Source organism: Streptomyces sp. NPDC058880 (genome assembly GCF_042742535.1).
Lineage (GTDB): Bacteria > Actinomycetota > Actinomycetes > Streptomycetales > Streptomycetaceae > Streptomyces.
This window is the reverse complement of the sequence record NZ_JBHYMC010000002.1, coordinates 140,231-163,057: the sequence shown is the minus strand read 5'-3', so window position 1 is coordinate 163,057 and position 22,827 is coordinate 140,231. Positions and strand designations below refer to the sequence as shown.

24 protein-coding genes are annotated in these 22,827 nt (G+C 69.6%); 13 read left to right on the top strand and 11 right to left on the bottom strand.

What is annotated here, in order from left to right:
- Window positions 1-31: 31 nt before the first annotated feature.
- The 4 genes from codA to ACFW2G_RS02510 are packed head-to-tail and all read left to right on the top strand — an operon-like array spanning window position 32 to window position 2,807.
- Window positions 32-1,333, top strand: coding sequence for a cytosine deaminase (gene codA, locus ACFW2G_RS02525; RefSeq protein ID WP_384581245.1), 1,302 nt, complete (start codon window positions 32-34; stop codon window positions 1,331-1,333).
- A 6-nt stretch (window positions 1,334-1,339) separates the two neighbouring features.
- On the top strand, window positions 1,340-1,924 hold the full coding sequence (locus ACFW2G_RS02520; protein WP_384581243.1) for an HD domain-containing protein: 585 nt from the start codon (window positions 1,340-1,342) through the stop codon (window positions 1,922-1,924).
- Window positions 1,925-1,983: 59 nt separating this feature from the next.
- Window positions 1,984-2,478, top strand: a complete 495-nt coding sequence (locus ACFW2G_RS02515) for a DUF5956 family protein (RefSeq protein ID WP_384446021.1) — start codon at window positions 1,984-1,986, stop codon at window positions 2,476-2,478.
- A gap of 50 nt (window positions 2,479-2,528) precedes the next feature.
- A complete protein-coding gene (locus ACFW2G_RS02510) occupies window positions 2,529-2,807 on the top strand; it encodes a hypothetical protein (RefSeq protein WP_037920892.1) in 279 nt (92 codons plus the stop codon).
- 302 nt (window positions 2,808-3,109) lie between these two features.
- Here ACFW2G_RS02510 and ACFW2G_RS02505 read toward each other — a convergent pair whose 3' ends face one another.
- Complete coding sequence (locus tag ACFW2G_RS02505) at window positions 3,110-3,358, bottom strand: hypothetical protein (RefSeq protein ID WP_384446022.1); 249 nt, start codon at window positions 3,356-3,358, stop codon at window positions 3,110-3,112.
- A 191-nt stretch (window positions 3,359-3,549) separates the two neighbouring features.
- On the bottom strand, window positions 3,550-4,008 hold the full coding sequence (locus ACFW2G_RS02500) for a hypothetical protein (protein WP_384446023.1): 459 nt from the start codon (window positions 4,006-4,008) through the stop codon (window positions 3,550-3,552).
- 502 nt (window positions 4,009-4,510) lie between these two features.
- On the opposite strand from ACFW2G_RS02500, the gene ACFW2G_RS02495 reads away from it, so the two are divergent.
- From ACFW2G_RS02495 to ACFW2G_RS02485, 3 genes are all read left to right on the top strand, one after another.
- Window positions 4,511-5,200: an HNH endonuclease gene (locus ACFW2G_RS02495; protein WP_384446024.1), complete on the top strand. Its 690-nt coding sequence runs from the start codon at window positions 4,511-4,513 to the stop codon at window positions 5,198-5,200.
- Window positions 5,201-5,261: 61 nt separating this feature from the next.
- Window positions 5,262-6,677, top strand: coding sequence for a transcriptional regulator (locus ACFW2G_RS02490; RefSeq protein ID WP_384446025.1), 1,416 nt, complete (start codon window positions 5,262-5,264; stop codon window positions 6,675-6,677).
- A complete protein-coding gene (locus tag ACFW2G_RS02485; protein WP_384446026.1) occupies window positions 6,678-8,504 on the top strand; it encodes a DEAD/DEAH box helicase in 1,827 nt (608 codons plus the stop codon).
- A gap of 8 nt (window positions 8,505-8,512) precedes the next feature.
- On the opposite strand, the gene ACFW2G_RS02480 is transcribed toward ACFW2G_RS02485, so the two are convergent.
- Window positions 8,513-8,701: a hypothetical protein gene (locus ACFW2G_RS02480; RefSeq protein WP_384581241.1), complete on the bottom strand. Its 189-nt coding sequence runs from the start codon at window positions 8,699-8,701 to the stop codon at window positions 8,513-8,515.
- A 70-nt stretch (window positions 8,702-8,771) separates the two neighbouring features.
- Between ACFW2G_RS02480 and ACFW2G_RS02475 the strand changes: the two genes are divergently transcribed.
- Window positions 8,772-9,734, top strand: a complete 963-nt coding sequence (locus tag ACFW2G_RS02475) for a NaeI family type II restriction endonuclease (protein WP_384446027.1) — start codon at window positions 8,772-8,774, stop codon at window positions 9,732-9,734.
- A complete protein-coding gene (locus ACFW2G_RS02470) occupies window positions 9,731-10,270 on the top strand; it encodes a very short patch repair endonuclease (RefSeq protein WP_384446028.1) in 540 nt (179 codons plus the stop codon). Before ACFW2G_RS02475 ends, ACFW2G_RS02470 begins: the two co-directional genes overlap by 4 nt.
- On the opposite strand, the gene ACFW2G_RS02465 is transcribed toward ACFW2G_RS02470, so the two are convergent.
- The gene (locus ACFW2G_RS02465; RefSeq protein WP_384446029.1) at window positions 10,263-11,552 is read right to left on the bottom strand and encodes a DNA cytosine methyltransferase; all 1,290 of its coding nucleotides are present in this window, start codon (window positions 11,550-11,552) and stop codon (window positions 10,263-10,265) included. The genes ACFW2G_RS02470 and ACFW2G_RS02465 overlap by 8 nt on opposite strands.
- Window positions 11,553-12,010: 458 nt before the next feature.
- On the opposite strand from ACFW2G_RS02465, the gene ACFW2G_RS02460 reads away from it, so the two are divergent.
- Window positions 12,011-12,571 carry a GNAT family N-acetyltransferase gene (locus ACFW2G_RS02460; protein WP_384446030.1) on the top strand — a complete coding sequence of 187 codons (561 nt, stop codon included), beginning with the start codon at window positions 12,011-12,013 and terminating at the stop codon, window positions 12,569-12,571.
- A gap of 45 nt (window positions 12,572-12,616) precedes the next feature.
- On the opposite strand, the gene alaS is transcribed toward ACFW2G_RS02460, so the two are convergent.
- From alaS to ACFW2G_RS02430, 6 genes are all read right to left on the bottom strand, one after another.
- The gene (gene alaS / locus ACFW2G_RS02455) at window positions 12,617-15,271 is read right to left on the bottom strand and encodes an alanine--tRNA ligase (protein WP_384581239.1); all 2,655 of its coding nucleotides are present in this window, start codon (window positions 15,269-15,271) and stop codon (window positions 12,617-12,619) included.
- A gap of 242 nt (window positions 15,272-15,513) precedes the next feature.
- Entirely contained in the window at window positions 15,514-16,167 is a 654-nt protein-coding gene (locus ACFW2G_RS02450; protein WP_384446032.1) for an HAD family hydrolase, read from the bottom strand.
- Window positions 16,164-16,724, bottom strand: a complete 561-nt coding sequence (locus ACFW2G_RS02445) for an orotate phosphoribosyltransferase (protein ID WP_384446033.1) — start codon at window positions 16,722-16,724, stop codon at window positions 16,164-16,166. Before ACFW2G_RS02445 ends, ACFW2G_RS02450 begins: the two co-directional genes overlap by 4 nt.
- Window positions 16,721-17,308: an LOG family protein gene (locus tag ACFW2G_RS02440; protein ID WP_384446034.1), complete on the bottom strand. Its 588-nt coding sequence runs from the start codon at window positions 17,306-17,308 to the stop codon at window positions 16,721-16,723. Before ACFW2G_RS02440 ends, ACFW2G_RS02445 begins: the two co-directional genes overlap by 4 nt.
- Window positions 17,305-18,177, bottom strand: a complete 873-nt coding sequence (locus ACFW2G_RS02435; protein ID WP_384581237.1) for a hypothetical protein — start codon at window positions 18,175-18,177, stop codon at window positions 17,305-17,307. The genes ACFW2G_RS02440 and ACFW2G_RS02435 overlap by 4 nt, the downstream gene beginning before the upstream one ends.
- 40 nt (window positions 18,178-18,217) lie before the next feature.
- Complete coding sequence (locus ACFW2G_RS02430) at window positions 18,218-19,048, bottom strand: aspartyl/asparaginyl beta-hydroxylase domain-containing protein (RefSeq protein ID WP_384446036.1); 831 nt, start codon at window positions 19,046-19,048, stop codon at window positions 18,218-18,220.
- Between the two features lie 375 nt (window positions 19,049-19,423).
- Here ACFW2G_RS02430 and ACFW2G_RS02425 point away from each other — a divergent pair, with 375 nt between their 5' ends.
- Genes ACFW2G_RS02425 through ACFW2G_RS02415 form a run of 3 tightly spaced genes read left to right on the top strand, consistent with a single transcriptional unit; the run spans window position 19,424 to window position 21,821 of the window.
- Window positions 19,424-20,863: a hypothetical protein gene (locus ACFW2G_RS02425; RefSeq protein ID WP_384446037.1), complete on the top strand. Its 1,440-nt coding sequence runs from the start codon at window positions 19,424-19,426 to the stop codon at window positions 20,861-20,863.
- A gap of 23 nt (window positions 20,864-20,886) precedes the next feature.
- The gene (locus ACFW2G_RS02420) at window positions 20,887-21,468 is read left to right on the top strand and encodes a GNAT family N-acetyltransferase (RefSeq protein ID WP_384446038.1); all 582 of its coding nucleotides are present in this window, start codon (window positions 20,887-20,889) and stop codon (window positions 21,466-21,468) included.
- Complete coding sequence (locus tag ACFW2G_RS02415) at window positions 21,465-21,821, top strand: hypothetical protein (protein ID WP_384446039.1); 357 nt, start codon at window positions 21,465-21,467, stop codon at window positions 21,819-21,821. The genes ACFW2G_RS02420 and ACFW2G_RS02415 overlap by 4 nt, the downstream gene beginning before the upstream one ends.
- Window positions 21,822-21,911: 90 nt before the next feature.
- Here the strand turns inward: ACFW2G_RS02415 and ACFW2G_RS02410 are convergent, their stop codons facing one another.
- Complete coding sequence (locus tag ACFW2G_RS02410; RefSeq protein ID WP_384446040.1) at window positions 21,912-22,781, bottom strand: plasmid replication/partition related protein; 870 nt, start codon at window positions 22,779-22,781, stop codon at window positions 21,912-21,914.
- Window positions 22,782-22,827 lie beyond the last annotated feature (46 nt).

Here is a 22,827-nt window from a genome sequence, read left to right as displayed (position 1 = left end):
GGCCGACCGCCTTCGTCCGTACGCTGGCGCCATGCGGATGATCGTCCGGGGCGCCCGGCTGCTCCACACACCAGGCCTGTCCGACGTCGAGGTCGGGGAGGACGGCCGCATCGCGCGGGTGGTCCCCCACGACGACCAGAAGGAACCGCCGGCCACCGGCGTCCTCGTCGAGGCGCACGGCAGCCTGCTCACCGCACCCTTCGTCGAACCGCACATCCACCTCGACACGGCTTTGACCGCCGGCGAGCCGCGCCCCAACACCTCCGGCACCCTGTGGGAGGGCATCGCCTGCTGGAGCGAGCGCAAGCGCACCCTGACCCGCGAGGACGTGGTCGCGCGGGCCACCGAGGTGCTGCGCTGGCAGGCTGCCCACGGCGTCCTGCACGTCCGTACCCACTGCGACGTCACCGACCCGTCCCTCACCGCGCTCGACGCGCTGCTGGAGGTCCGCGACCGGGTGCGGGACGTCATGGACCTGCAGATCGTCGCCTTCCCCCAGGAGGGCATCGTCTCCTACCCGGACGGCGAGGCACTGCTGCGCGAGGCCGTCTCCCGCGGGGCGGACGTCGTCGGCGCGATCCCGCACTTCGAGGACACCCGCGAGGACGGTGTCGCCTCGCTGCACACCGCCTTCGCACTGGCCGAGGAACACGGCCTGCGGGTGGACGCCCACTGCGACGAGATCGACGACGAGCAGTCCCGCTTCGTGGAGGTGCTCGCCACCCTCGCCCTGCGCTCGGGCCTGCGCGAGCGGGCCACCGCCTCCCACACCACGGCCATGGGCTCCTACAACGGCGCCTACAGCTTCAAACTCCAGAGGCTGCTGTCCCGTTCGGGCATCAACCTGATCGCCAACCCCTTCGCCAACCTCAACCTCCAGGGCCGCTTCGACGCCTACCCCAAGCGGCGCGGCCTCACCCAGGTCCGGGAGATGCTGGCGGCCGGGGTCAACGTGGCCTTCGGCCACGACGACGTGATGGACCCCTGGAACGCCCTCGGCACCGCCAACCCGCTGCAGACCGCCCTTGTCGGCCTGTACGCCGCCCAGCTCACCGGCGCCGACGACATCCCGGTGGCCTTCTCGATGGTGACGGACCGTGCGGCACGCGTGCTCGGCCTCGGCGCCGACGCGTACGGCATCACCGCCGGAGCCCCCGCCTCCTTCGTGCTGCTGCCCGCGCCCACGCCCGAGGAGGCGATTCGCCGCCAGGTGCAGCCCCGTTACGTGGTCTCGCGCGGCTCCGTACTCGCCGAGACCCCGACCGTGCCGACCCGGCTGTCCTGGCCCGGGGAGCCCCCGGCGGACGTCGACTTCACCCGCCGCCTACGCTGACGTGCCATGACGTGGACCCTCGACACCACATCGGCCCGTGCCGCCCTGGAGATCGCTTCGGAGTACGCGGACACGGCGCTGCTCAACCACAGCGTGCGCTCCTACGCCTTCGGCGCGCGGTACGCGCAGGACCACGGCCTGGAGTACGACCGGGAGCTCTTCTACGTGGCGGCCCTCCTGCACGACCTGGGCCTGACCGCGCCGTTCGACAGCCACACCCTGCCCTTCGAGGAGGCGGGCGGCCACGTGGCGCGCGTGCTGACGGCGGGCCTGGGCTGGCCGGCGGACCGCCGGGCCCGCGCCGAGGAGATCATCGTCCGGCACATGCGGGACGACGTCAGCGCGGCGCAGGACGCCGAGAGCCACCTCCTCCAGGTGGGCACCAGCGCCGACGTCTCCGGCCTGCGCCTCGCCGAGTTCGCCCCGGCCTTCACCGCCCGGCTCCTCGCCGCCCACCCGCGCGCCGGCTTCGGCCCCGCCTTCACCGCCCTCGTCCAGGACCAGGCGGAGCGCAAGCCCGGCTGCGCGGCCGCCGCCTACGTCGCGGGCGGCGCGGCCACCCGTATCGCGGCCAACCCCCTGAACGCCTGACGGGGACGCCCGCCGCGCAGGTCACGTGGATCCGCCACCGCTTCGGATAGCGTGCCCGCATGTCGTGGGACGAGGACGGAACGCCGCACCCGCTCGCACAGCGCCGCAGCGGCCGCAGCGAACTGGAGGCCGACCGGCTGCCCGAGATGCGGGAGCTGGAGGCACTCGGCTGGGAGCCGGCCCCCGAGGACCTGCGCTGGATCTTCCTCCCGTACGTCTGGCCCCCCGCGGCCCGCACCTGGATCCCCGACCGTTCCACCCACTGGGCCGTGGACACCGCACTCGACGGTCACGGCCACATCACCGGCGTGGAGTGCGCCCCGCTCCCCGAACCCGACCTGCGCGACCTGGACCGGGAGACCGACGAGGCCCTCGCCGCGCTCGGGCTCCCGCCCCGCCCCCGGGGCCGCCTCTGGCTGCTCCGCCCGGTCGGCCCGTTCACCACGGTCGCGGCGGTCCTCGACCACCTCGACGCCCTGGCCGCGGCGGCCCCCTCCCCTGACTTCCCGTCGCTGGCCCGCACCGAACTGGCAGCGCTCCACGAGAGCGCGTAGCGGGTGTTGGCTACGCTGGAACGGTGGGGGCAGCGGCGGGAGGCGGTCCCATGAGGCGGCGGCATCACTTCCACATCGACCACGCAGGCCACTCGGTCAGCGCCACGGTCCAGACCGGCCGCACCGCGGTCGTCGAGGTCCTGGTCGACGGCAAGGAGACGGGCCATGCGACGACCCACCACGACCACCCCGTGACCGTCCGCGTCGAGCTGCCGACGGACCCCCCGACGAAGGTCTCCGTCCGTGCCACCCCCGGCCCGGGCATCCCCCGCTGCGTCTTCGAGGCCCCGGCCACAGAGCCCCACATCATGTCACCCCGCCCCTACTGACGGGCCCCGGCAAGCAGGAAGGGCCCGATCCGCGATGCGGATCAGGCCCTTGACCTGGTCTTACGAAGTCGGGGTGGCGGGATTTGAACCCACGACCTCTTCGTCCCGAACGAGGTTCGGTTGCGGAACCTGCCAGCAGCGATGGCATTTCCGCAGGTCAGGAGGTTGGTGTGGGGCGGTCTCAGATGGTCTGGGAGGGACTTGGGGAGTGGATAGGCTCCCAGATGGCTCCCGGGGAGACCGCCGCCAGCATCAGGCGCCGGTCGCTGCCGGCGGTTCGGCCTTCCTGCCCCGCCCTCCGGTCAGAGATGCAGGATCAGGTCGATGAAGGACCGCAGCAGCCAGAGGGCTGCTACACCCGCTACGGCTGACACTGCGCCCTTGAGTGCCTGGACGGTGAGCACCCAGCGGAGGAACCGCAGCCGGCGCCGCGCCCGCGGCGAGGGCCACCCCTGCACCGCCCCTTCGGAGGCGCCGCCGACGCGGGGAGGGCGGTGCAGGGCAGCCTTGATCTTCCTGGCAAGGAGTGCCAGGACAGCCTTACACTTCAATGCGAAGCTCCTGATCAGTGAACTAGTCGGGATGTTTCGGCGGGGAAGGCGCCGGCTCAGGTTGGTAGCCAGGCGGCCGGGCCTTTCCCGTGTTGTGACTGACGATATGCAATGGCGCGCGTGGAGCGGTGGAACCGAGTGAAAACTTACTCGGACCTCATTTTGTCACCTGCGAGGATTTGCGACGCGGATCATCCTAGCCGAATGCGGCGCATGGCGAGAGCGACCGCTATCTCTGTCGAATCCTTTCCTGCCTTTCTCGCGTAACGGATAAGCGCCTCCATTTCCGCCTCCATCCCGGCGCGTGCCAGTTTGTCGGCTGCGTGGGCGATTTCTGATTCTTCCCATGAGGCGGCCAGGTCGGCAAGCAGGGCGATCCTCTGGTCGGCTTTCATTTCGGCCAGCACCCCGGGGAGGTCTGGAGGTGCGTCGAGCTGGTCGGCGCCCACCGGCGAAGCGCTGTGGCTGTTGCGCCGGTCCCCCTCGCTGGATGTCGCCCCGTTGCGCCGGTCCCCCTCCGAACAGGTGCAGTCGGCTGAAGGGTGCCCTTTCGACCGCCGGGCTGCGCACAGCAGTGCTTGGAGTTCGGCGGGTCCGAGCTCAAGCGCTACTCCCATGCGGTAGGCGCCCTGTTGCGCCAGCTCGGACATGAGGTGTACCGCATCCCTGCCGGGAAGTCGCCGCCCGTGGAGCCAGTGGGACAGCTGGGACGGCGAAACATGCAGGGCCTCCGCTGCGACATGCAAGGCGGCTCCCGGCTGGACGTACTGGATGACGATCCGCAGGGCTGCGGCGAACTCCTTTACCTCGCCAGTAGTGCCGGATGCGTAGGAACTTCCAATATGGCCTGAAGCTGGCACAGCGAAGGGACCCCTTCCGGTTGCCGGGGCTGCGCACGGAGACGATCAATCGGTCTGAGCCTATCCGTTCACGGGGTGCGAGGCCTCGGGTTCTCCAGCCATCGGGCGGACTATTTTCAGCGAGTGACTGAAGTGGCTGAAGCGTCGCATTCCGGGCAATCTGGATGGCCATCTTTACTGGTGTTGTAAAGATGCCTGATCGCTGGAATCGATAGCGCTTTCCGTGCTAGTAATGGGTGGCTGTTGGGGCCGTTGGCGCCTTTCACTGCCCTTCCGAGGAGGTTTGGCTCGAATGGAAGCACCCCTGCCCTCTTGGCTGGATCCCGGCCTGGGAACGATGAAGCGTGCTGCGCTATGGCTCGTATCCGAGGTCGGAGTGGGCAAGACGTTCACCAAGGAGCAGCTCCGTGCTGCCTTCCCTGGTGTCTCGCAGGTCGACCGCCGCATGAGGGACCTACGGGACTTCGGATGGCGAATCGATACGAACCGCGAGGACGCGACGCTGGACTCTCACGAGCAGCGCTTCGTCGAGCAGGGCGATCCGGTCTGGTTGCCCGGGCGGGCGACACGCAGGGCCGGCACTGCAGCCATCGGCGCAGGACGGCGGCGGGAGGTTCTGGCGAGGGACGGGAACATGTGCCGCTCCTGCGGTATCACCCCCGGTGAGCTGTACGACGGCACAGACGAAGCCGCCCAGCTCGACATCGCTCGGAGAGAGGTCATCAAGCCTGGTGGAGGCCGGACAACGGAGTTGGTCACTGAGTGCCGGCGGTGCAGAGTCGGCGGCCGTGCGCTAGTGGCGGATCTCGGCGAGGTCATCAGGGCAGCGGCAGTGCTCAGCCCTTCGGATCGCCGCGTCCTGGAGGGCTGGTTGGCTGACGACCAGCGGGAGTTCACCGCGCTGGACCGGCTCTGGAGTGCTTACCGCTCCCTGCCTGAAGAGTCGCGAGCGAAGCTGCGCTCGCAGCTTGGTACCGCCTGAAGCCGATCTCAGCACACAGAGGCCCCTGGACAACAAGACGTAGGGAAGCAGGAACAAGGAAATGGCACAGGACTACGCTCTGCCGCCGAGCGCTGAGGAGAACCGCGCGCTGGTCCGGTCCCGTTTGCGGGAAGTCGAGGCCGGCAGCGGTCCTCGCGAGACACTGACGGTGGAGTGGCGCGGGCACCCTGAGCACCTGGAAGTCATTCAGATGCCGGCGGGGAATCTCTACTACAACCCTGCCACCCATCGCATTCGCGCCCAGTCCAGCCACGACCCCAAGCAGGCGGCAGCACTGGCTGACGACCCCTGGAGCAGCGAGAGCCAGGCGTATTTGGACCGGCTGCTGCAGGTGCTTCCCGCGGATCCGGCAAGGACGGATCCGGAGTTCGACGAACTAGTCGCCAGCCTGAAGGAGTACGGCCAGACAGATCCCGGCCTGATCACCCGTGAGGGCGTCCTCGTCAACGGCAACACCCGCCGCGCAGGTCTGGTCCAGTTGTACGGGCCCACGCACGAGATGCGCGTGGCCGTCCTGCCGGAGAGCTGCGACTGGCAGGACATCGCGGCAATCGAGCTGTCCCTGCAGCTGCGCAAGGAGCACCGCCGCGACTACTCGTACATCAACCGGCTCCTTGCGGTGCAGGAACTCGTTGACCGGGGGACGCCCTTGGCGGTAATCGCCTCAATTTTCCGTACAACAGCGGAGCGGTGCCGGCAGGACCAGTGGGTGCTGGCGAACATCGAGTCGCTGATCGAACGCAGCCGGTCGGCTGGCGGCCAGTTGTCTCTGGTGGCGTTCGAGGACCAGGCGGAGAAGTTCCGCGAGCTCCAGCGCGCCTACGTCAAGCAGTACGCGACGAACCCGGAGAAGGCCGAGCTGCTGCTGGAGAGTCGGCTGGCTGCCATGCTGCTCGGGTTCGCCAAGACCGACGTGCGCTTCATCGGCCACGACTTCAACCAGCGCTACCTGTCGAAGGTGCTTCCCGAGGGCAGTGCACCGGCCGGGCCTGCTGCGAGTACCGCCATCCCGGGTTTGGGTAGGGCGGTTAAGGGCCCCTCCGCCGACCTCAGTGCGGCCAAATCGCTGACCGACACCGTTCTGCGTTTGAGGGTCGCCATCCAGCCTGGCGGATCTGTTGAGCAGGATGCTGCCGATGAAGCGCAGAAGGAGGCAAAAAGACTGCGCGATGCGATGGATGAAGCCATCACATTCGCCGGCCGTGATGCACGCATCCAGAAGCGCAAGCAGGCAGCACCCGCCCGCCTGGCCGATGCAGGCCGGGACATCGAGCAGTGCATCACGGATCTCGTCATGTCCCGGGCTCAGAGCAGCCTTGACGAGGACGCCTTCGACGACGCCGTCACCGACCTCCGGAAGAAACTGCAGAAGCTCGCGCTTGAAGCCAAGCGCACTGTGCAGGATCCCGGTGACGGGGTGACTTGGCTCATCGAGACTCTCGGGAGGGCTCGCTAGATGGCAGGCGAGCCCAGTCTGACGATCGGGTTCGACATCACCCGTACCCGGGCATCGCTGAGGACGGTGCCTGCCTGCCGCAGTGCTCTCGGGCAGATGATCGCCAGCTTTCCCAGCGGACGGATGACAGACCGGTTGTCGGCCGCAGTCCCCGTGGACAGCTTCCTTGCGAGCATCAGCGCGTTGGCTTCCTGGCCTGAACCGGAAAGCGTCGTCTGGGAGGAGGACTTCCGGCGTCTCGTCACAGAGATGCTCGACACCGCTGACGCGGCCGAGAGGCTGCTCAGCGGTGAGGTTGGCGAGGACGCTGTCACTGCCGACCAGATCCCTACCCTGCTCGGGGCAAGCTGGAAGGCCCCTCTGGCCCCGTTCCAGCTGCGAGACACGGCTCGGCTGCTCTCGATGGGCAACGGGGCTAACTTCAGCGTGCCCGGAGCTGGGAAGACCCGGGTCTCCCTGGCCGTCTTCTCAGCACTGAGAGAGCGGGGCGAGGTGTCCCGCATCCTCGTGGTCAGCCCGAAGTCGGCGTTCGAAGCATGGCGGTACGAAGCCGATGCGTGCTTTGCTGAGCCGCTCCAGGCGCATGTGATGGGCAAGGGCTCTCCTCCTTCTGCCGATCTCCTCATCGTCAACTACGAGCGCCTGCACGGGGCGCTGCCTGCGCTCTCCGATTGGCTCAGAGCAGCTCCCGCAATGCTTGTCGTCGACGAAGCCCACCGGATGAAGCTGGGGGGGGCCGGTGTCTGGGGCGCAGCTTGCCTCGCGCTCGGTCCGCTCAGCCGCGTTCGCATGATCCTCAGCGGCACGCCGGCACCGAACGGTGCCAAGGACCTGGAGAACCTCCTGTCCTTCGTGTGGCCAGGCCACGGGCGCAGAGTGGTGACCCAGGCCGTCGACGGCGGCGACCTCGCCTATGCGAGCCAGGTGCTGAGACCCATGTTCACTCGTACGACAAAAGCAGAGCTGGGGCTGCCGCCAGTAGAGCTCCGGCTGCGGCGGCTGGCGATGCCGCCTCTGCACGAAGAGATCTACGAGGCGCTCAAGGCTGGAGGCAAGGTCTCTGCGAGGGCCGCTGCCGACCGCATGGACTTCCAGGCTCTCGGCAAAGCAGTGCTGCGCATGTTGATGGCTGCGACCAGCCCTGCCCTTCTAGTAGGCGGATCGACTCGGTACGAGCCTCTCGAGTTCCGCGTCCCGCCGTTGCAGGCTTCGGAGAACGCCCCTCTGTCGGAACTCCTCCACCGCCTTCCGGAGTACGAGGTGGCACCCAAGTACAAGGAGGTCTTGGCCATCGTTGCGGAGAATGCCTCACTGGGGCGGAAGACCCTGGTCTGGGCGAGCTTCGTCCGCAGCATTACGTCTCTGCAGCGGCTGCTGGCGCCCTTCCAGCCTGCTGCGGTCCACGGTGGCACCCAGGACCGAGAAGCAGAGCTCCGCCGGTTCAGGGAGGATCCTGACTGCTCCGTCCTCATCTCGAACCCTGCGACCCTCGGAGAAGGCATCAGCCTGCACCAGGACTGCCATGACGCGGTCTACATCGATCGCGATTTCCAGGCTGGCCGCTTTCTGCAGAGCCTGGACCGCATCCACCGCCTTGGGCTGAGTCCTGACGTCGAGACCAGGATCACCGTGCTCGCAGCCGCGGGCACGGTCGACGAGATCGTCGCCATGAGACTGGCGAAGAAGCTGGAATTCATGGGCAGGATCCTGGACGACCCCGCAGTGCGCGAGCTCAGCGATCCGGAGGAAGAAGCCCCTGTTGCCGCAGGGATGGACGCGGCCGATATGCGGGCCGTCCTCGAGCATCTTGAAACGGGCGCGCTGTAGGGTTCAGCTCACAGAGTCCCCTCCTGCAGCAACCTCTCCAAGGCATCTGCCTCCCGCTGGAGCACGATGCGGCCGTCCCCGTCGCTGAACGCCATGATGCGGGACCCGGTGCCAAGGCCTGCCTCCGCCAGGAGTCCGATAGGCAGCGAGACCTTCCCGTCTTCGTCGATGCTGAGCTCAGCTGGTTCCCGAATCACAGCCGAAGTGTGCCACTGCTGTCCCGGATGCGACTGCCCTGCTTGCCCGCGGCATGGATAGAGTCCCGTCGTGGATGGCGACGGAACGAGTATGCAGACCCCGCTGTGGCCTCTCGGCGACGACGGCAATGAGGCAGACCGCGAGCTGACTGCTGTGGCGCGGAATCTCCTTGCGGCCGATCCGGACGGCCGCAGGATGGCCGCAGCGGTCCGGCGGAGCATCGACATGCTGCTGGACGGCCAGCACACAGGCCGCTATCGCTGGGGGCAGCTGTACAAAACGGAGAAGGCGCACCTCGGCACGCTGATCGAGATCAACCTGCAGCGTGAATTCGGGTTCGCAGACGGCCGCGACATGGACTACTCGATCGCCGGGATCGACGTCGACTGCAAGTACTCCCAGACCCTGGGCGCCTGGATGATCCCCCCGGAGGCGCTCGGCCACCTGCTGCTTGTGGTCTGGGCCAGCGATGAGCGGTCGAGCTGGTCCGCCGGCTTGGTGCGTGCCCTGCCTGAGCGGCTGAACAGCGGCGGCAACCGGGATGCCAAGAAGACGCTGAGCGCCGCGGGGCGCCAGGCAGTGAAGTGGCTTTTCGACCGGGCTCCGCTCCAGGAGAACATGCTGCTGAGGTTGTCCGGGCCGGACATCGACGCGATCTTCTCCCACAAGAGCGGACAGCGGAGGGTGGACGAGCTCTTCCTGCGCGCCCAGGGCCGACGCGTCAGCCGGACCGTTGTCGCGACCGTGGCCATGCAGGAGGACTATATGAAGCGGGTGCGCTACAACGGCGGGTCGCGTTCGCGGCTCCAACCCCGCGGCATCGTTATCCTGGGCCACTACTCCAGCCACGGCCGCATCGCTGAAGCGCTCGGTTTGCCGGTGCCAGGTCCGGGCGAGTCTGTGAGCGCGCGGCTCGCTGAGGCGCGGCCCGAGCACGGTGCGGCTCCGCGGGTGGAGCTCGACGGGCGGGAGTGGGTCCTCGCCGGGCCTGCTGATCCAGAACAGGCTGTACCGAAGCTGCCGGAGATATGAGCGAGAAGGAAGCAGCGGGAGAGCTCCCGCGGTGGCAACCCCCTGAGGGTTCGTGGGCCTCGTCGGCGGCGAACCGGCGGAGCATGCTCGGCAACCGAAACCGCGACACCGCGCCGGAGCTGCTTCTGCGCTCCTTGGTGCATGCTGCGGGGCTCCGCTACCGCGTCGCTGCCAAGCCGCTTCCGAAGATGCGCCGCACGGCTGACATGGTCTTCCGGCCTGTGAAGGTGGCGGTCTTCATCGACGGCTGCTTCTGGCACGGCTGCCCGGAGCATTTCGTCATGCCCAAGACCAACCGGCCGTATTGGGAGGACAAGATCGGCCGCAATGTCCAGCGCGACCGCGATACGGACGACCGCCTCAGCGAGGCAGGCTGGCTGGTGCTCCGCTTCTGGGCGCATCTCGACCCGGAGGCATGCGCGCGTACTGTCGTCGACACGGTCACCGCACGGCGGCAGGAGGCTGCGGCGCTGAAGCGCCGGGGCAAGCCGACCCTGCCCCCGTGCGGCGAGGGGTGTGGTCCAGCGGTCAGCTGATCTTCGCCTGGTTCACCGCGAAGAGCTCATGCCGCTGATGGCCTTCCTGCCCGACGAATGCCTTGAATTCGCCGAGTTTGTATCCCAGCGCCCCGCTGGAGCGCGGGACGCGCGTGATGATGAAATCCCGCTCCAAGTGGGCGAGATGCCTTTCGACTTCCGGCTCGGACAGGTACTGCCCGTACTTCTCCAGCCGCTTGATGATCTGGTCGATGCCGAGAGGGCGCTCCATGCCACGGAGCAGCTTGTACACCGGGTCGTGGATCGCCTCCGTCGCTTCCACGAGGTCATTCCGCTCCCCTTCCTTCCGCAGGGCTCGCGCAATGGACCGGCCGACGGCCTCGGCGACGGGTGGCGGGAAGGCGTTGCCTACCTGCCGGTAGGTGGTTGTCTTGCGCCCTTCGAAGAACCACTTGTCTTCGGGCTTCCACCCTTGGATGCGGGCGACCATCTCGACGGTGAGTTTCGGCCCGGGCTTGCCCTCAGCAGGCTTCCAGCCTGGCTCGGGGGCTTCGTCTGCGACACCCATGCCATCTACGCCGAGTTTTGCCCACGCTGCCTTGGCCCTGGTCGGGCCGAGGTCCGCGCCACCGTGCTTCTTCGATCCGCCCACGATGGTGGGCGCGATGTCGCCTGCTCCGTCGGCCCAGGCTTTGGCACCTTCCCAGCCCTTGGCTGCCATCAAGCCCTCAAGTGCCGCTCCCACGGTCAGACGGGCATCGGGACGTTCCTCCGGCCAGGAGAAGTACTCTGCGTACTCAGGAAGAAGCGCTACGAGCACGAAGCGCGGACGGAGCTGGGGAACGCCGAAGTCAGAAGCATGGAGCAGCTTCCACTGCGCTGCGTAGCCTGCGCTCTGCAAGGTGTCCAGGACGTTCTGGCGATATGCCGCGAAGCGGTTGGCGCTCAGCCCTCGGACGTTCTCCAGCAGCAGCGCCTTCGGCCGCACCCGCTCGGCGAGGTTGACCGCCCAGGCGAACAGATCGCGCTCGTCCGTTGCCCCGAGCTGCTTGCCCGCGATCGTGAACGGGGGGCATGGGACACCACCGGCGAGCAGGTCCAGCTGCTCGCCGTTCACGGTGCGGTAGTCCTCAGGGGTCCATGTTCCGGGATCTGCTACATCGCCTTCCACCACGTGCCAGGCCGGACGGTTCCGGCGAAGCGTGGAGGCGGCATTCGCGTCGAGCTCTACCGCCAGGGCATGCTCGAAGCCTGCGCGCTCCAAACCGAGGGCCTGGCCACCCGCTCCCGCGCAGATCTCGACCACATGCAGATCCGTCATTCGTCCTCCATACACGCGCACTGCCCACCGCTTGCTCGGCTGCACTCGGCAGGCCGGACTCGAACGTGCGAACGAGTCCGTCTGTCGCACGAACATCCCAGCTGTATGGCAGGAAGTCCACCGAGGCTGGGATGTACAGCTGACCGCGAACGCGACCAGTGGGAATACCCAGTCTAAAGGGCTGGAACCCTGCGGACCGGGGCTCACCGGATGGCTGTGCAAGAGAATCAAAGGACTGCCGTCCGGACGCGGCTCACCTGCAGTTTTTCCCGCTTCGCGCTACGCCGGAGCGATCGCTGCTCCCGGCGGGCAGGCCATTTCCTGCGGATACCCGCGGTAGCGGACAGGCTGCGCGTTTGCGGAGCGGGGCGCAGTCAAACGCGCCCCGCCCCAGGTGTATGGCGGTGCACTCGCAGCTCAGCAGGCGGCGCATCTCTCTCCGGCCGATACTTGATCGCGTGGACGGATCACCAGCAGACAGGTCGGAACGGCTCGGCAGCCGTGAATCGGTCGTGGTCCGGTCATTCGCCGAGGGTGACTCCGTTGCGCACCTGACGCGTCTGCTTCACCGCGCCTACTCCGCCCATGCGGCCGAAGGCCGAGTCTTCTTCGCCTCGTATCAGTCGATGGGGGACACGGCCTACAGGCTGGGTGGGGGCGAGTGCTGGCTGGCTCTGCGGGCGGGTGAGCCGGTGGGCACCGTCACGGTGGCGGTTCCGTATAAGGCTCCGGAGGGATATCCGGCTCCGGCGGGGGCGGGGTCGTTCTGGCAGCTCGCGGTGGACCCCTCGTACCGGAGGGCGGGTCTTGGGCAGCGACTGTTGGCCTTGGCGGAGGAACGTATTGCCGCGCTCGGGTCTGCGCAGGTAGTGATTGATACGTCGGCCGAGGCGGTCGATCTGGTCGGTTGGTACCGCAGGCGCGGTTACGTGCCGGTCGGGTCCTGGCGGTGGGGTGTGACGAACTACGAGAGCGTGGTGCTCCTGAAGGAGCTGGCGCCCGGCGGACACGGGCTGTGACACGGACTGCTGGTGCCGCTTGTGGCGGCACCAGCAGTCCGTCGGCTACTGGCCGAGGGCGCGGGCGGCATCCTGAGCAGCAATCGTGAGCGCCTCGTCCAGGGCTTCGGTGCGGCGGCCGCCGGCGCTGGCGAGCGGGCCCTTGCCGCCGGCTCCGCCGCCGACCGTGCGCGCGGCGGGGATGAGGATGTGGCTGGCCTCGGTGCCGGTGCCGTGGAGGCTGCGGGTGACCGCGGCTGCCAGAAGGGCCTTGCCGTCGTGCTCGGTGCCGAGGACGACGACGGCCCGGCCGCCGTCGAGGAGGCCAGCAGTGTGGTGGGCCAGCGTGCGGAGCTCGTCCGGGCCAAGGCCGGTCAACTTCTCGGTGACGACCCGGCCGCCGGTGACGGTGCGGGCGGAGGCGGCGAGCTGGTGGGCGCGGTCTCGTAGTTCGGTCTCGCGGAGGCGGCCGAGTTCCCGTTCGGCGGAGGCGAGGGCGTCGAGGTGCTTGCGGAGGGCGTCGGGGGCGTCCTGGGGGCGGGTGCCGAGGAGGGCGGAGAGTTCTTCGAGGAGGTGGCGCTCGGTGTCGTAGTAGTCGAGGGCGTCGCGGCCGGTGAGGGCTTCGATACGGCGGAGGTTGGAGCCGATGGAGGCTTCGCCGACGATGCGGACGGGGCCGGCGTGGGAGCCGTGGCCGATGTGGGTGCCGCCGCAGAGCTCGCGGGAGAAGTCGCCGATGTCGACGATGCGGACGTGGTCGCCGTACTTCTCGCCGAACAGGGCGGTCGCACCGGCGGCCTCGGCCTCGGCGCGCGAGGCGTGCCAGACGCGTACCTCGGGGTCGGCGAGGAGGTGGTCGTTGACGAGGGCCTCGATGGCGGCGAGCTGGAGGCGGTCGACGGCGGAGAAGTGGGCGAAGTCGAAGCGGAGGCGGCCGGCGTCGACGAGGGAGCCGTGCTGGCGGGCGTGGTCGCCGAGGGTGCGGCGAAGCATGGCGTGCAGGACGTGGGTGGCGGAGTGGGAGCGGGCGACGGCCTCCCGGCGGGCCCCGTTCACGAGGGCCTCGACCTGCTCGCCGGCCCGGATCTCGCCTTCGGCGACGCAGACGGTGTGGACGTGGAAGCCCTCCAGGCCGGGCTTGGTGTCCAGGACCTCAAGGAGCGCGCCGCCGGAGGTGCGGATGGTGCCGGTGTCGCCGACCTGGCCGCCGGACTCGGCGTAGAACGGGCTGCGGTCCAGCACCAGTTCGACGGTGCTTCCTTGCTCGGCGCCGGGCACGACGGTGCCGTCGGAGATGAGGCCGAGGACGGTGGCCTCGGCGTCGAGGCGGTCGTAGCCGACGAACTCGGTACGGCCGTGGCGGGCCGACAGCTCGCGGTAGGCGTCCTGACGGCGCAGCGCCTCGGCGGTCTTGGCCTTGCCGCCGGCCTTGGCGCGTCGCTGCTGTTCGGCGAGCAGGTTGGCGAAGCGGTCCTCGTCGACGGTCAGGCCGGCGTCGCGGGCGGCTTCGACGGTCAGCTCGACGGGGAAGCCGAAGGTGTCGTGCAGTTCGAAGGCGGTCTCGCCGGTCAGGGTCGTGGACCGGTTCTCGTGGCTGCGGGTGATGGCGGCGTTCAGCAGCCGGGTGCCCTGGGCGAGGGTGCGGGTGAAGGACTCCTCTTCGGCGGTGACGACCTGCTCGATGAGGGCGGCCTGGGCGGTCAGCTCGGGCCAGACGCTGCCGAGGTTGGCGATGACGCTGGCGGTGGCAGGGGCGAGGACGGGCTGGTCGATGCCGAGGAGGCGGGCGTGGCGGATCGCGCGCCGCATCAGGCGGCGCAGGACGTAGCCGCGGCCGTCCTTGGCGGGCAGGACGCCGTCGGCGATCAGGTAGGCGATGGAGCGGGCGTGCTCGGTGACGACCTGGAAGGAGACCTTCTCCTCGCCGCTGCCGGGGTAGTCGCGGCCGGCGAGTTCCTGGACGGTCGTGAGGGTGGGGTGGAGTAGGTCGGTGCCGCAGACGTTCTCGACGTCCTGGAGGATCGCCGCGAGCCGGTCGACGCCGAGGCCGGTGTCGATGCTCTGCTGGGCGAGGTCGCCGAGGATCGGGAAGTCGCCCTTCTTGTCGCTCTCACCACGCTGGTACTGCATGAAGACGAGGTTCCAGATCTCCACGTACCGCTCGCCGTCGACGGCCGGTCCGCCCTCGCGGCCGAAGGCCGGTCCCCGGTCGTAGTTGACCTCCGAGCAGGGGCCGCAGGGGCCGGGGACGCCCATGGACCAGAAGTTGTCCTCCATGCCCAGGCGCTGGATGCGCTCGGCGGGGACGCCGATCTTGCGCCAGAGCTGCTCGGCTTCGTCGTCGTCCTGGTAGACGGTGATCCAGAGGCGGTCCTTCTCCAGGTGGTAGCCCTGGGTGAGGAGTTCCCAGGCGTAGGCGATGGCGTCGGCCTTGAAGTAGTCGCCGAAGGAGAAGTTGCCCATCATCTCGAAGAACGTGGCGTGCCGGTTCGTACGGCCGACGTTGTCGATGTCGGAGGTACGGGCGCACTTCTGGATGGTCGTGGCACGAGGGAAGTCCGGGGTGACCTCGCCGAGGAAGTACGGCTTGAACTGGTTCATGCCGGCGTTGGCGAGGAGCAGCGTCGGGTCGGAGGGGATGAGCGGGCTGGACGGGACCTGGCGGTGGCCGCGCGAGGTGAAGAAGTCCAGGAAGGTGGAGCGGATCTGCGTCGAGCGCATGGTGGTGTGGCCCTCACGGAAGAGTCGTGGAGAGATGGGGGTCGATCACACGCCGAGCCGGGCCGAGAACAGGGACTGAGGGGTTCTCAGTTCTCCAGCTCGACGCAGATAGCTCGCGCCCCCACGGTGTAGACCATGACTCCAGATCCGTTGTCTGAGGTGGCGCAGCCGTCACCGGACGCAACGGTCCGCTGCGACTGCGCCACCCAGCGTAGCGGGTCTGGCGTCAAGATCGCTTGGATTTATGCGCCCCGTCGCCCGGTGCCGGTCAGGGACAGGAGCGTTCCGGCGAGGTCGTCGGCGTGGGGGAGTACGACGGCGGCGCCGGCCCGGGTGAGCGTCGCCGGGTCGGAGAAGCCCCAGCCGGAGCCGACCGGGGTCACGCCGGCCGCCCGGGCCGCGTGCATGTCGGACTCCATGTCGCCGACGAACACGGCGTCGCCAGGCGTCACGCCGAGCTTGTCGAGGGCGAGCAGGAGGCCGTCCGGCGCGGGCTTCGGCGCCGCGTCCTCGTAGCAGACGACGACGTCGATCAGGTCGAGGACGGCGGGTGGCAGGAGCCAGTCGACCCGCTGGCGGCTTCGCAGGGTCACGATGCCGGTGCCGACGCCGGCGGCGCGGAGCGCGGCGAGGGTGTCGGCCACGAACGGGAACACCTCGGCGGTGAGGGTGGCCGTGGCCGTCGCCGCGTCCCAGGCGTCCTGGTTGATCGTTCCGGTGTGTCCGAGTTCGGCGAGGACGTGCTCGCGCGGGGTGGTCTCGGCCCCGGCCGGCAGGTCGGCGACGGTGACGCGCCGACCGAGGGCGGAGGTCGCGAAGCCCGCCAGGGTGGCGAGCTGGGCGTGGCGGCTGTCGACGAGGACGCCGTCGAGGTCGAACAGCACGGCCCGTTTCACTTCGAATCCTCCTTCCGGGGCGCGGGCAAGTCGGCCTCGGCGAACAGGGGGTGAAGAGTGACGTTGTGCTCGGCGAGCAGTGTTCGGCCGCCGAGAGGGCGCTCAAGGATGCACAGCGCGTCGGACACCGGCGCCCCCGCGAGCCGTAAAGTCCGGGCCATGGTGAGCAGTTGTGCCCCGGAGCGGACCACGTCGTCGACCAGGACGGTACGGAACCCGTTGAAGGCGGCACCCTCGATCTGGCGCCGGGAGCCGTACGCCTTGGGGCGGCGGCGCAGGAAGACGGCGGGCAGTCCGGTGGCGGCGGACAGGGCGACGACGAGGGGGACACCGCCGAGTTCGATGCCGGCCAGGAGCTGGGCGTCCTCGGGGACGAGCGCGGTCATGGCGGCGGCGGTGTCGCGCAGGAGCGCCGGATCGGCGGCCAGAAGGTACTCGTCGAAGTAGGCGGCGAGCCTGGCGCCGTCGGCGAGCTGGAACGGGGCGGTGACGCAGGCGGTTTCGGCGATCCGGGTGGCCAGTTCGGCCAGGGGCGGCGGCGTCGCGGTGGTGGTCATGCTCCTCCGATCGATGCTGTGCGGAGCGCGGTGAGGCGGGAGCGGAAGGCATCGGCGGACCCGGCGGTGTGGAGGAAGCTGAGGGGCCGGGTGGGCGTCTCGTACAGCCACTTCTCCTCGCGCAGGAAGGCGAGCAGGCGCAGGGTGGTCGACCCGGCGAGGCAGATCGGTACGGGCCGGACGGTGGTCGCGTAGTAGACGGCGGCGGTCAGCTCGTGGAGGGTGCCGATGCCGCCGCCCATGGCGACGATGAGGTCGGCGTGGGCCAGGTAGTGGTTGAGCCGGGTGCCGAGGTCGGGGAGGTGGACGGACGCGGTGGCGTAGGGGTTGAACGCGCCCCAAGTGTCGTGCTTGTCGATGAGGGTCACCGCGGTGACGGCGGCTCCCTGGGAGGAGGCTCCGCGTGCGGCGGCCTCCATGAGGCCGTTGTAGCCGCCGTGCAGGAGCTGGTACCCCGCCTCCGCCAGGGCCCGGCCGATCTCCTCGGCCAGCTTCTCCTCATCGGCGGAGGCGGGGCGGACTCCGCCGAAGAAGACGGCGGTCGGACCCTCGCCCACCGGCCCCGGTCGGCGGGGCGCGCTCACACCAGCTCCTGGTAGCTGCGGTACGCGGCGACGGCGGTCTCCAGGCCGCTCAGCGCCTCGGGACAGGCCCGCTCGACCAGGGCGAGCGTCCGCTCGACGGCCGCGTCGACATCGGCGGCGAGCGGGACGGCCGGTCCGCTGATCGCCGCCTCCAGGTCGCGGAGGCAGACCCGGCCGATCGGGGTGACCGCGATCTCCTCGCGCAGCTGGTACCAGCCCCAGAACCGTGAGGTGGGGGCGAGGGCCGTCTTGATCAGGTCCTTCGTCGCGGTGTGGAGGCGGTGCCATTCGGCGTACGCGATGAACCGCTGGCCCCGCTTGATGCGCTTGTGCAGCAGCACGGCCAGCACCAGGTGCTCGATCAGCAGCTCGGTGCAGGTACGGGGCCGGGCGAGGAACTCGGCCGCGAAGCGCGCTGCCACCGTGCGCTCCTCGGGAGTGGCGGGCGGCGGCTCACGGTCGAGGAGTAAGGCCGTGGACACCCTCGCCCGGAGGCCCGGGACGTGCGACGCGGGCACGAGGTACATGTCGATCTGGTGCAGGCGTCCGTCGTCCGGTACGAGGAAGACCATGCCCACTCCGCCGAGGTCGGCGACGATCGTGTCGCGCCAGCCGGGCAGCAGGGCGCCGGCCTCGACGGACATCAGGTCGTTCAGGGCCTCGACGAAGGCGGGGAGCTGGGCGTCGTGGACGCCGACGACGAAGTCGACGTCCGAGAGGCGGTCGGCGGTGCCGTGGGCGAGCGAGCCGCGGACCATCAGCTGCGTGACGGCGGGGGAGGCGGCCAGGATCTCGGAGAGCCGGGACAGCAGCGGGAGCTGGGCCGGGCGGTTGGCGTAGGTGAGCGCGGCCAGTTGCAGGGTGGACACGGGCGTCCTCCGTTCTGATTTCGGCTTGCGGCCGTGGCGGTCAGGCCGTGAGGGCGAGCAGGCGGCGCTTGGCGGTCGTCCAGCGTGTGGCGGCCTCCTCGTCGCCGAGCGAGGTGTGCACCTCGGCGATCAGGTCGTAGACCGTGCCCACGGGCAGCGCGTAGGTGTAGAAGAGCCGCAGCAGCATCCGCTCGGCCGCGTCGGTGTAGCCGAGGCCGGCCATGGCGCGGGCGGCCTGGAGCCGCTCGGCGAGCACGGTGTGGTCGGCGGTGGGCAGCGCTTCGGCGGCGGCCGGGGCGAGCGAGGGCCGGCGGGCCAGGCGCTGGTAAGCGTCGTCCGCGTACACGTCGGCGATCAGGTGGACCCGGTCCGGGCCCAGCAGGTTGCACACCCCGTGGGCGTACGTCGGCGTCAGCCGCCAGATCCGCCCGCCGGTCATGTGGACCTTGGCGCCGCCGGTGACGAGGAACGCCGACGTGTTGGTGTGCAGGGGGATGTGCAGCCGGTGCCGCTCGACCTGGTCGAGCTCGTCGTAGTCGCGGTGCTCCCACAGGAAGGCGTTGGCCTCCAGCCGGGCGAGCCGCACCCACATGTAGTTCAGGCCCAGCTCGGTCAGGAGCGCGGCCGTGGCCGGCATCTGCGACAGCAGGTCGGTCGGCCGGGCGGCGCAGTCGCCGATCGTCACGTCGGCGGCGTCGCCGGAAGCGTTCATCAGCGAAGTCGTCCACCAGCCCCCGGACTGGTAGGCGCTGTACTCCTCCTTCCAGGGGGCGCGGGCCGTCAGGGCCTCGTGGCGCATCCGCTCCAGCTGAGCGGGGTCGACGGCGTCGAGCTGGGCGATCTGCCCGGCAAGGGCGGTCAGGGTGTCCATCGGTTCCCTCCCGTCACCGGCCCGACGACGAGCGGGGCCGGTGGGTACGCGGTGCTGGATGGGGTGATCAGGCGGAGCCGCTGCCTTGGGCTCCCGATCTGACGCCTCGCGGTCGGAGCACACGCCAGGCGAAGTGGCGTTCAGCATGGCGGTGGGCGGTGCGACATGGATACGACGTCGTCGCCGTCACGGGACCGTCCTCACAGCCGCCCCGCGCCCGGCCCGCGCCCGCCCGGTGGCCGACTCGCGTCATCGTGCGTCATGACCACCGTCATGGCCGCCGTCATCTCGGCCTGGAGCCGTCCGAACGGGTCCGCTGCCGATCGGCCGGGGCTATCGTCGGTTGCAGACGAACGGGTACGGAGAGGATCTGCCGTGGCTGAAACTCCCACGCTCTTACGGGTCTTGACGCTCCGGCGGCACTGGCAGGTCTACGAGACCTTCCGCCTCCGGCTCGAAGCGACGGCGAGCTCGATCGCCGACGACGAGAACGATGCGCGGCTCCGGGGGCTGTCGGTCTCGAAGCGGCAGTTCGAGCGCTGGTACGGCGGCGCGGTCAAGACCCGCCCCTACCCCGACCAGTGCCGGGTGCTGGAAGCGATGTTCGGTGTCGGCGTCGATGTCCTTCTCGCTCCCGCCCCGGCCGCGTCGCGGACCGCACCCGCCTCAGCTGATCCCCCGCTCGTCGTCCCGCCGCCACGGCCGGCTCCTGTCCTCCTCCCCACCGAGCAGGCAGCGGCACTGCCTGTCGGCGGCCCGTTCAGCAGCGAGCCCCGCTTCGACGCGGGCACAACGGAATTGGAAAGGCAGGTCGCGATGGCGGCTCGTCGTGCGCTTCGGTTCACCGCGATGGCGGAGGGCAGCAGCATCGGCCCGGAGACCCTGGGCCAGATCCATGACGAAGTGCGGCGGCTCACCGCCGCGTACCCGAGGCTGGCACTGCCGACGTTGCTCGGCGACCTGGTCGAGGTGCAGGACCTCACCTTCCGCCTCCTGGAGCACGGCCGCGTCAAACCCCTGCAGGCCCGCGAGCTGTACCTGCTCGCCGGGATCACCTCCGGCATGCTCGCCAAGGCCAGCCACGACCTGGGCAACCCGAGCGCCGCGATGATGCAGGCCCGCACCGCCTTCGTGTGCGCCGACAACGCCGACCACCACCCCATGCGCGCCTGGGTCCGCTCCCTGCAGTCGCTCATCTCCTACTGGGCCGGCCGTCCCGCCGAGGCCGCCGACTACGCCACCCTCGGTCAGAGCGTCGCCGGCAAGGTCCGTGGCACGACCGGCGTCTGGCTCGCCTGTCTCTCCGCACGCGCCCACGCCCTGATCGGCGACGCCGACGCCACCCGCACCGCCATCCAGCAGGCCGAGGACGCCCGCGCGGCCGTCGAACCCGACGACTTCGACGCCTTCGGCGGCATCATGACCTTCCCCGTACCCCGGCAGCTGTACTACGTCGCCGAGGCCACCGTGCACCTCGGCGACGACCCGGCACTCGGCGAGAGCCGCTCGGAGGCCGCCGTCACCGCGTACCGCGACGCCGCCGAGGACGAGTGGGCCTTCGGCGACGAGGCCGGCGCGCAGACCGACCTCGCCCTCGCCCGCATCGCCCGCGGTGAGATCGAGGGCGCCGTCGAAGCCGTACGACCCGTCCTCGACCTCCCCATCGAGCAGCGGAACTTCGGCATCACCAGCAGCGCCCAGCGCGTCCACGTTGCCCTGCACGCCGACGGGCACCGCAACGGCGGCGCGGCGGCTGGTCTGCGCGAGGAGATCGAAGCCTTCACCGCCACCCCGACCTCCGTCCTCGTCCGATGAACCCGCAGGTAGGCTCCGCGCCCATGACCCCAGTCCACCTGACCGGCCCGAACCTGGCCCTGCGCGAAGTCGAGCCCGAGGACACCGACGCCATCCTGGCCATCTACGGCGACCCCGAGGCCACCCGGTACCTCAGCTTCGAACCCCGCACCCCCGAACAGGTCCAGGCAATCGTCGACCGGTCCATCGCCTCCGCCACGGACACCCCGAGGACTGAGTACTGCCTCGCCATCACCCGGCGCGGCGAGCACCGGCTGATCGGCTACGCGCGCCTGGCGACCGAACCGCAGCAGGCGGCCACCATCGGCTTCGCCCTGCACCCGGCTGAGTGGGGCAAGGGACTCGGCACGGAGACCGTCCACCTGCTGTGCGCGCTCGGGTTCCGGACGCTCGGCCTGCACCGCATCTGGGCGGCCCGTTCCCCTCTCAACGAGGCGTCCGCGCGGACCCTTCTGCGGGCGGGTATGACTGAGGACGGCCGCATCCGCGATCACGTCTTCGTCCGCGGAGCGTGGCGGGACTCGATCACCTACTCGATCCTGGAGGACGAGTGGGCCCCGATCGGCGACCTGGGCACCGGTCCGGTGCCGGGGGCGAGCCGGTGATCACCGAGGCCGGCTTACGGCACCATCTGGTGATCCCGGGCATCGCCGAGTTCGCACGAGGCGGCCTGCCCGACCCGCCGGCCACCGACGACGGCAACGACTGGGTCGACGGCGTCTGCTGGCTCTACTGCGGACAGCAGCAGACCAGGGTCCTGTGGATCGGTCCGGCCACCGTCGCCGGAGCCCAGGCCCGCATGTACGCCTGCGGTGCCTGCATCAAGGAACTCCAGGCACGCATCTGGCACTCCCTCCGGACGCATGACTCGCCCGCCCGCCTCGCGCAGTCGCCGGGGCACGGTCCCGAGCACCGCTTCGGGACGAGGGGGCGGGGCCGTCACCGCCGTAGTCGCTGACCGGTAGACCGCCTGAGAACCGTCCTGTTCGGAGGAGGCAAGCCCCTTGGGGCCGGCGCATTCGGCGCCGGCCCCAAGGTGTGTGGCGCATCAGGCCAGGGTGATGAGGGACTGGGCGAGGGAGCGGGCTTCGGGTGCGAGACCGTCGAGGATGTCCCGGGCATAGGGCGTGCCGGGTCGGGCGGCGAGGTCCTGGATGACGGTCCACTGCTCGGCGATGAGATGGAGAGCCTGCCTGGATCGCTGGATAGTGTCCCGTCGGTGGACAGCGAACTCCTCGGCACGCTGGTGTGCCTCGGGCCAGGTGATGTCTCCCCGTTCGACGAGCTCGGCCAGAGGCGGGGTGGTGTCGCCATCGGCGAGACGCGCGGTGTCGGCATTGATCACGTACTGCCAGAGCCGTTCTGTCTCCAGCCGCTCGTTCAGCGCGGCTGTGGCGTCGGCGAGGGTGATCTCGCTTTCGGTTACCTGCTCGGCGAGGTCGGGGGCGTGCTCGCGGAGGCGGTCGTACTGCTTCTGTAGGGCTACGGCCCGGGCCTTGCGCTCGGAGACTGTGTTGTAGGCGTTGTCGAGGCTGAGGGTGCCGGTGCGGACCTGTTCGGCGAGGTCGGGGGAGTGCTTGAGGACGACGTTGGCGGCGGACAGGCGGCTGCGGCTGAGGCCGTGGAGCTTGGCCAGGTCCCGCAGGGAGTGTCCCGAAAATGAACACGCCATCACGGTGATCACGGCCTCCTGCCCCTTGCTGAGGTGTCGGCGGAATATGTTCTTGGAGAAGATCAGCGCTGTGGGGTCGTCTCCGGTGTAGGTGGTGAAGCGGGGCTCGACGCCGGCGATCTCGCAGGCGGCCAGACGGTTGCGGCCGTCGAGGAGGACGCCGTCGGCGTCGAGGACGATGTCCTCGTGTTGGCCCTCGGTCCTGATGGACTCGGCGAGGTCGAGCAGCTCGCCCTGGCTGAGCATCGGGAACAGGCTGGTGACGGGGTGGATCTTCAGGGTGTGCTCCTTA

Coding starts and splice junctions, on each gene's coding strand:
- ACFW2G_RS02495 (WP_384446024.1), top strand. CDS start 4,511: ATGGAAGCACCCCTGCCCTCTTGGCTGGATCCCGGCCTGGGAACGATG.
- ACFW2G_RS02515 (WP_384446021.1), top strand. CDS start 1,984: ATGTCGTGGGACGAGGACGGAACGCCGCACCCGCTCGCACAGCGCCGC.
- ACFW2G_RS02510 (WP_037920892.1), top strand. CDS start 2,529: ATGAGGCGGCGGCATCACTTCCACATCGACCACGCAGGCCACTCGGTC.
- ACFW2G_RS02445 (WP_384446033.1), bottom strand. CDS start 16,724: ATGACCACCACCGCGACGCCGCCGCCCCTGGCCGAACTGGCCACCCGG.
- ACFW2G_RS02490 (WP_384446025.1), top strand. CDS start 5,262: ATGGCACAGGACTACGCTCTGCCGCCGAGCGCTGAGGAGAACCGCGCG.
- ACFW2G_RS02470 (WP_384446028.1), top strand. CDS start 9,731: ATGAGCGAGAAGGAAGCAGCGGGAGAGCTCCCGCGGTGGCAACCCCCT.
- ACFW2G_RS02430 (WP_384446036.1), bottom strand. CDS start 19,048: ATGGACACCCTGACCGCCCTTGCCGGGCAGATCGCCCAGCTCGACGCC.
- ACFW2G_RS02410 (WP_384446040.1), bottom strand. CDS start 22,781: ATGCTCAGCCAGGGCGAGCTGCTCGACCTCGCCGAGTCCATCAGGACC.
- ACFW2G_RS02420 (WP_384446038.1), top strand. CDS start 20,887: ATGACCCCAGTCCACCTGACCGGCCCGAACCTGGCCCTGCGCGAAGTC.
- ACFW2G_RS02520 (WP_384581243.1), top strand. CDS start 1,340: ATGACGTGGACCCTCGACACCACATCGGCCCGTGCCGCCCTGGAGATC.
- alaS (WP_384581239.1), bottom strand. CDS start 15,271: ATGCGCTCGACGCAGATCCGCTCCACCTTCCTGGACTTCTTCACCTCG.
- ACFW2G_RS02500 (WP_384446023.1), bottom strand. CDS start 4,008: ATGTCCGAGCTGGCGCAACAGGGCGCCTACCGCATGGGAGTAGCGCTT.
- ACFW2G_RS02465 (WP_384446029.1), bottom strand. CDS start 11,552: ATGACGGATCTGCATGTGGTCGAGATCTGCGCGGGAGCGGGTGGCCAG.
- codA (WP_384581245.1), top strand. CDS start 32: ATGCGGATGATCGTCCGGGGCGCCCGGCTGCTCCACACACCAGGCCTG.
- ACFW2G_RS02485 (WP_384446026.1), top strand. CDS start 6,678: ATGGCAGGCGAGCCCAGTCTGACGATCGGGTTCGACATCACCCGTACC.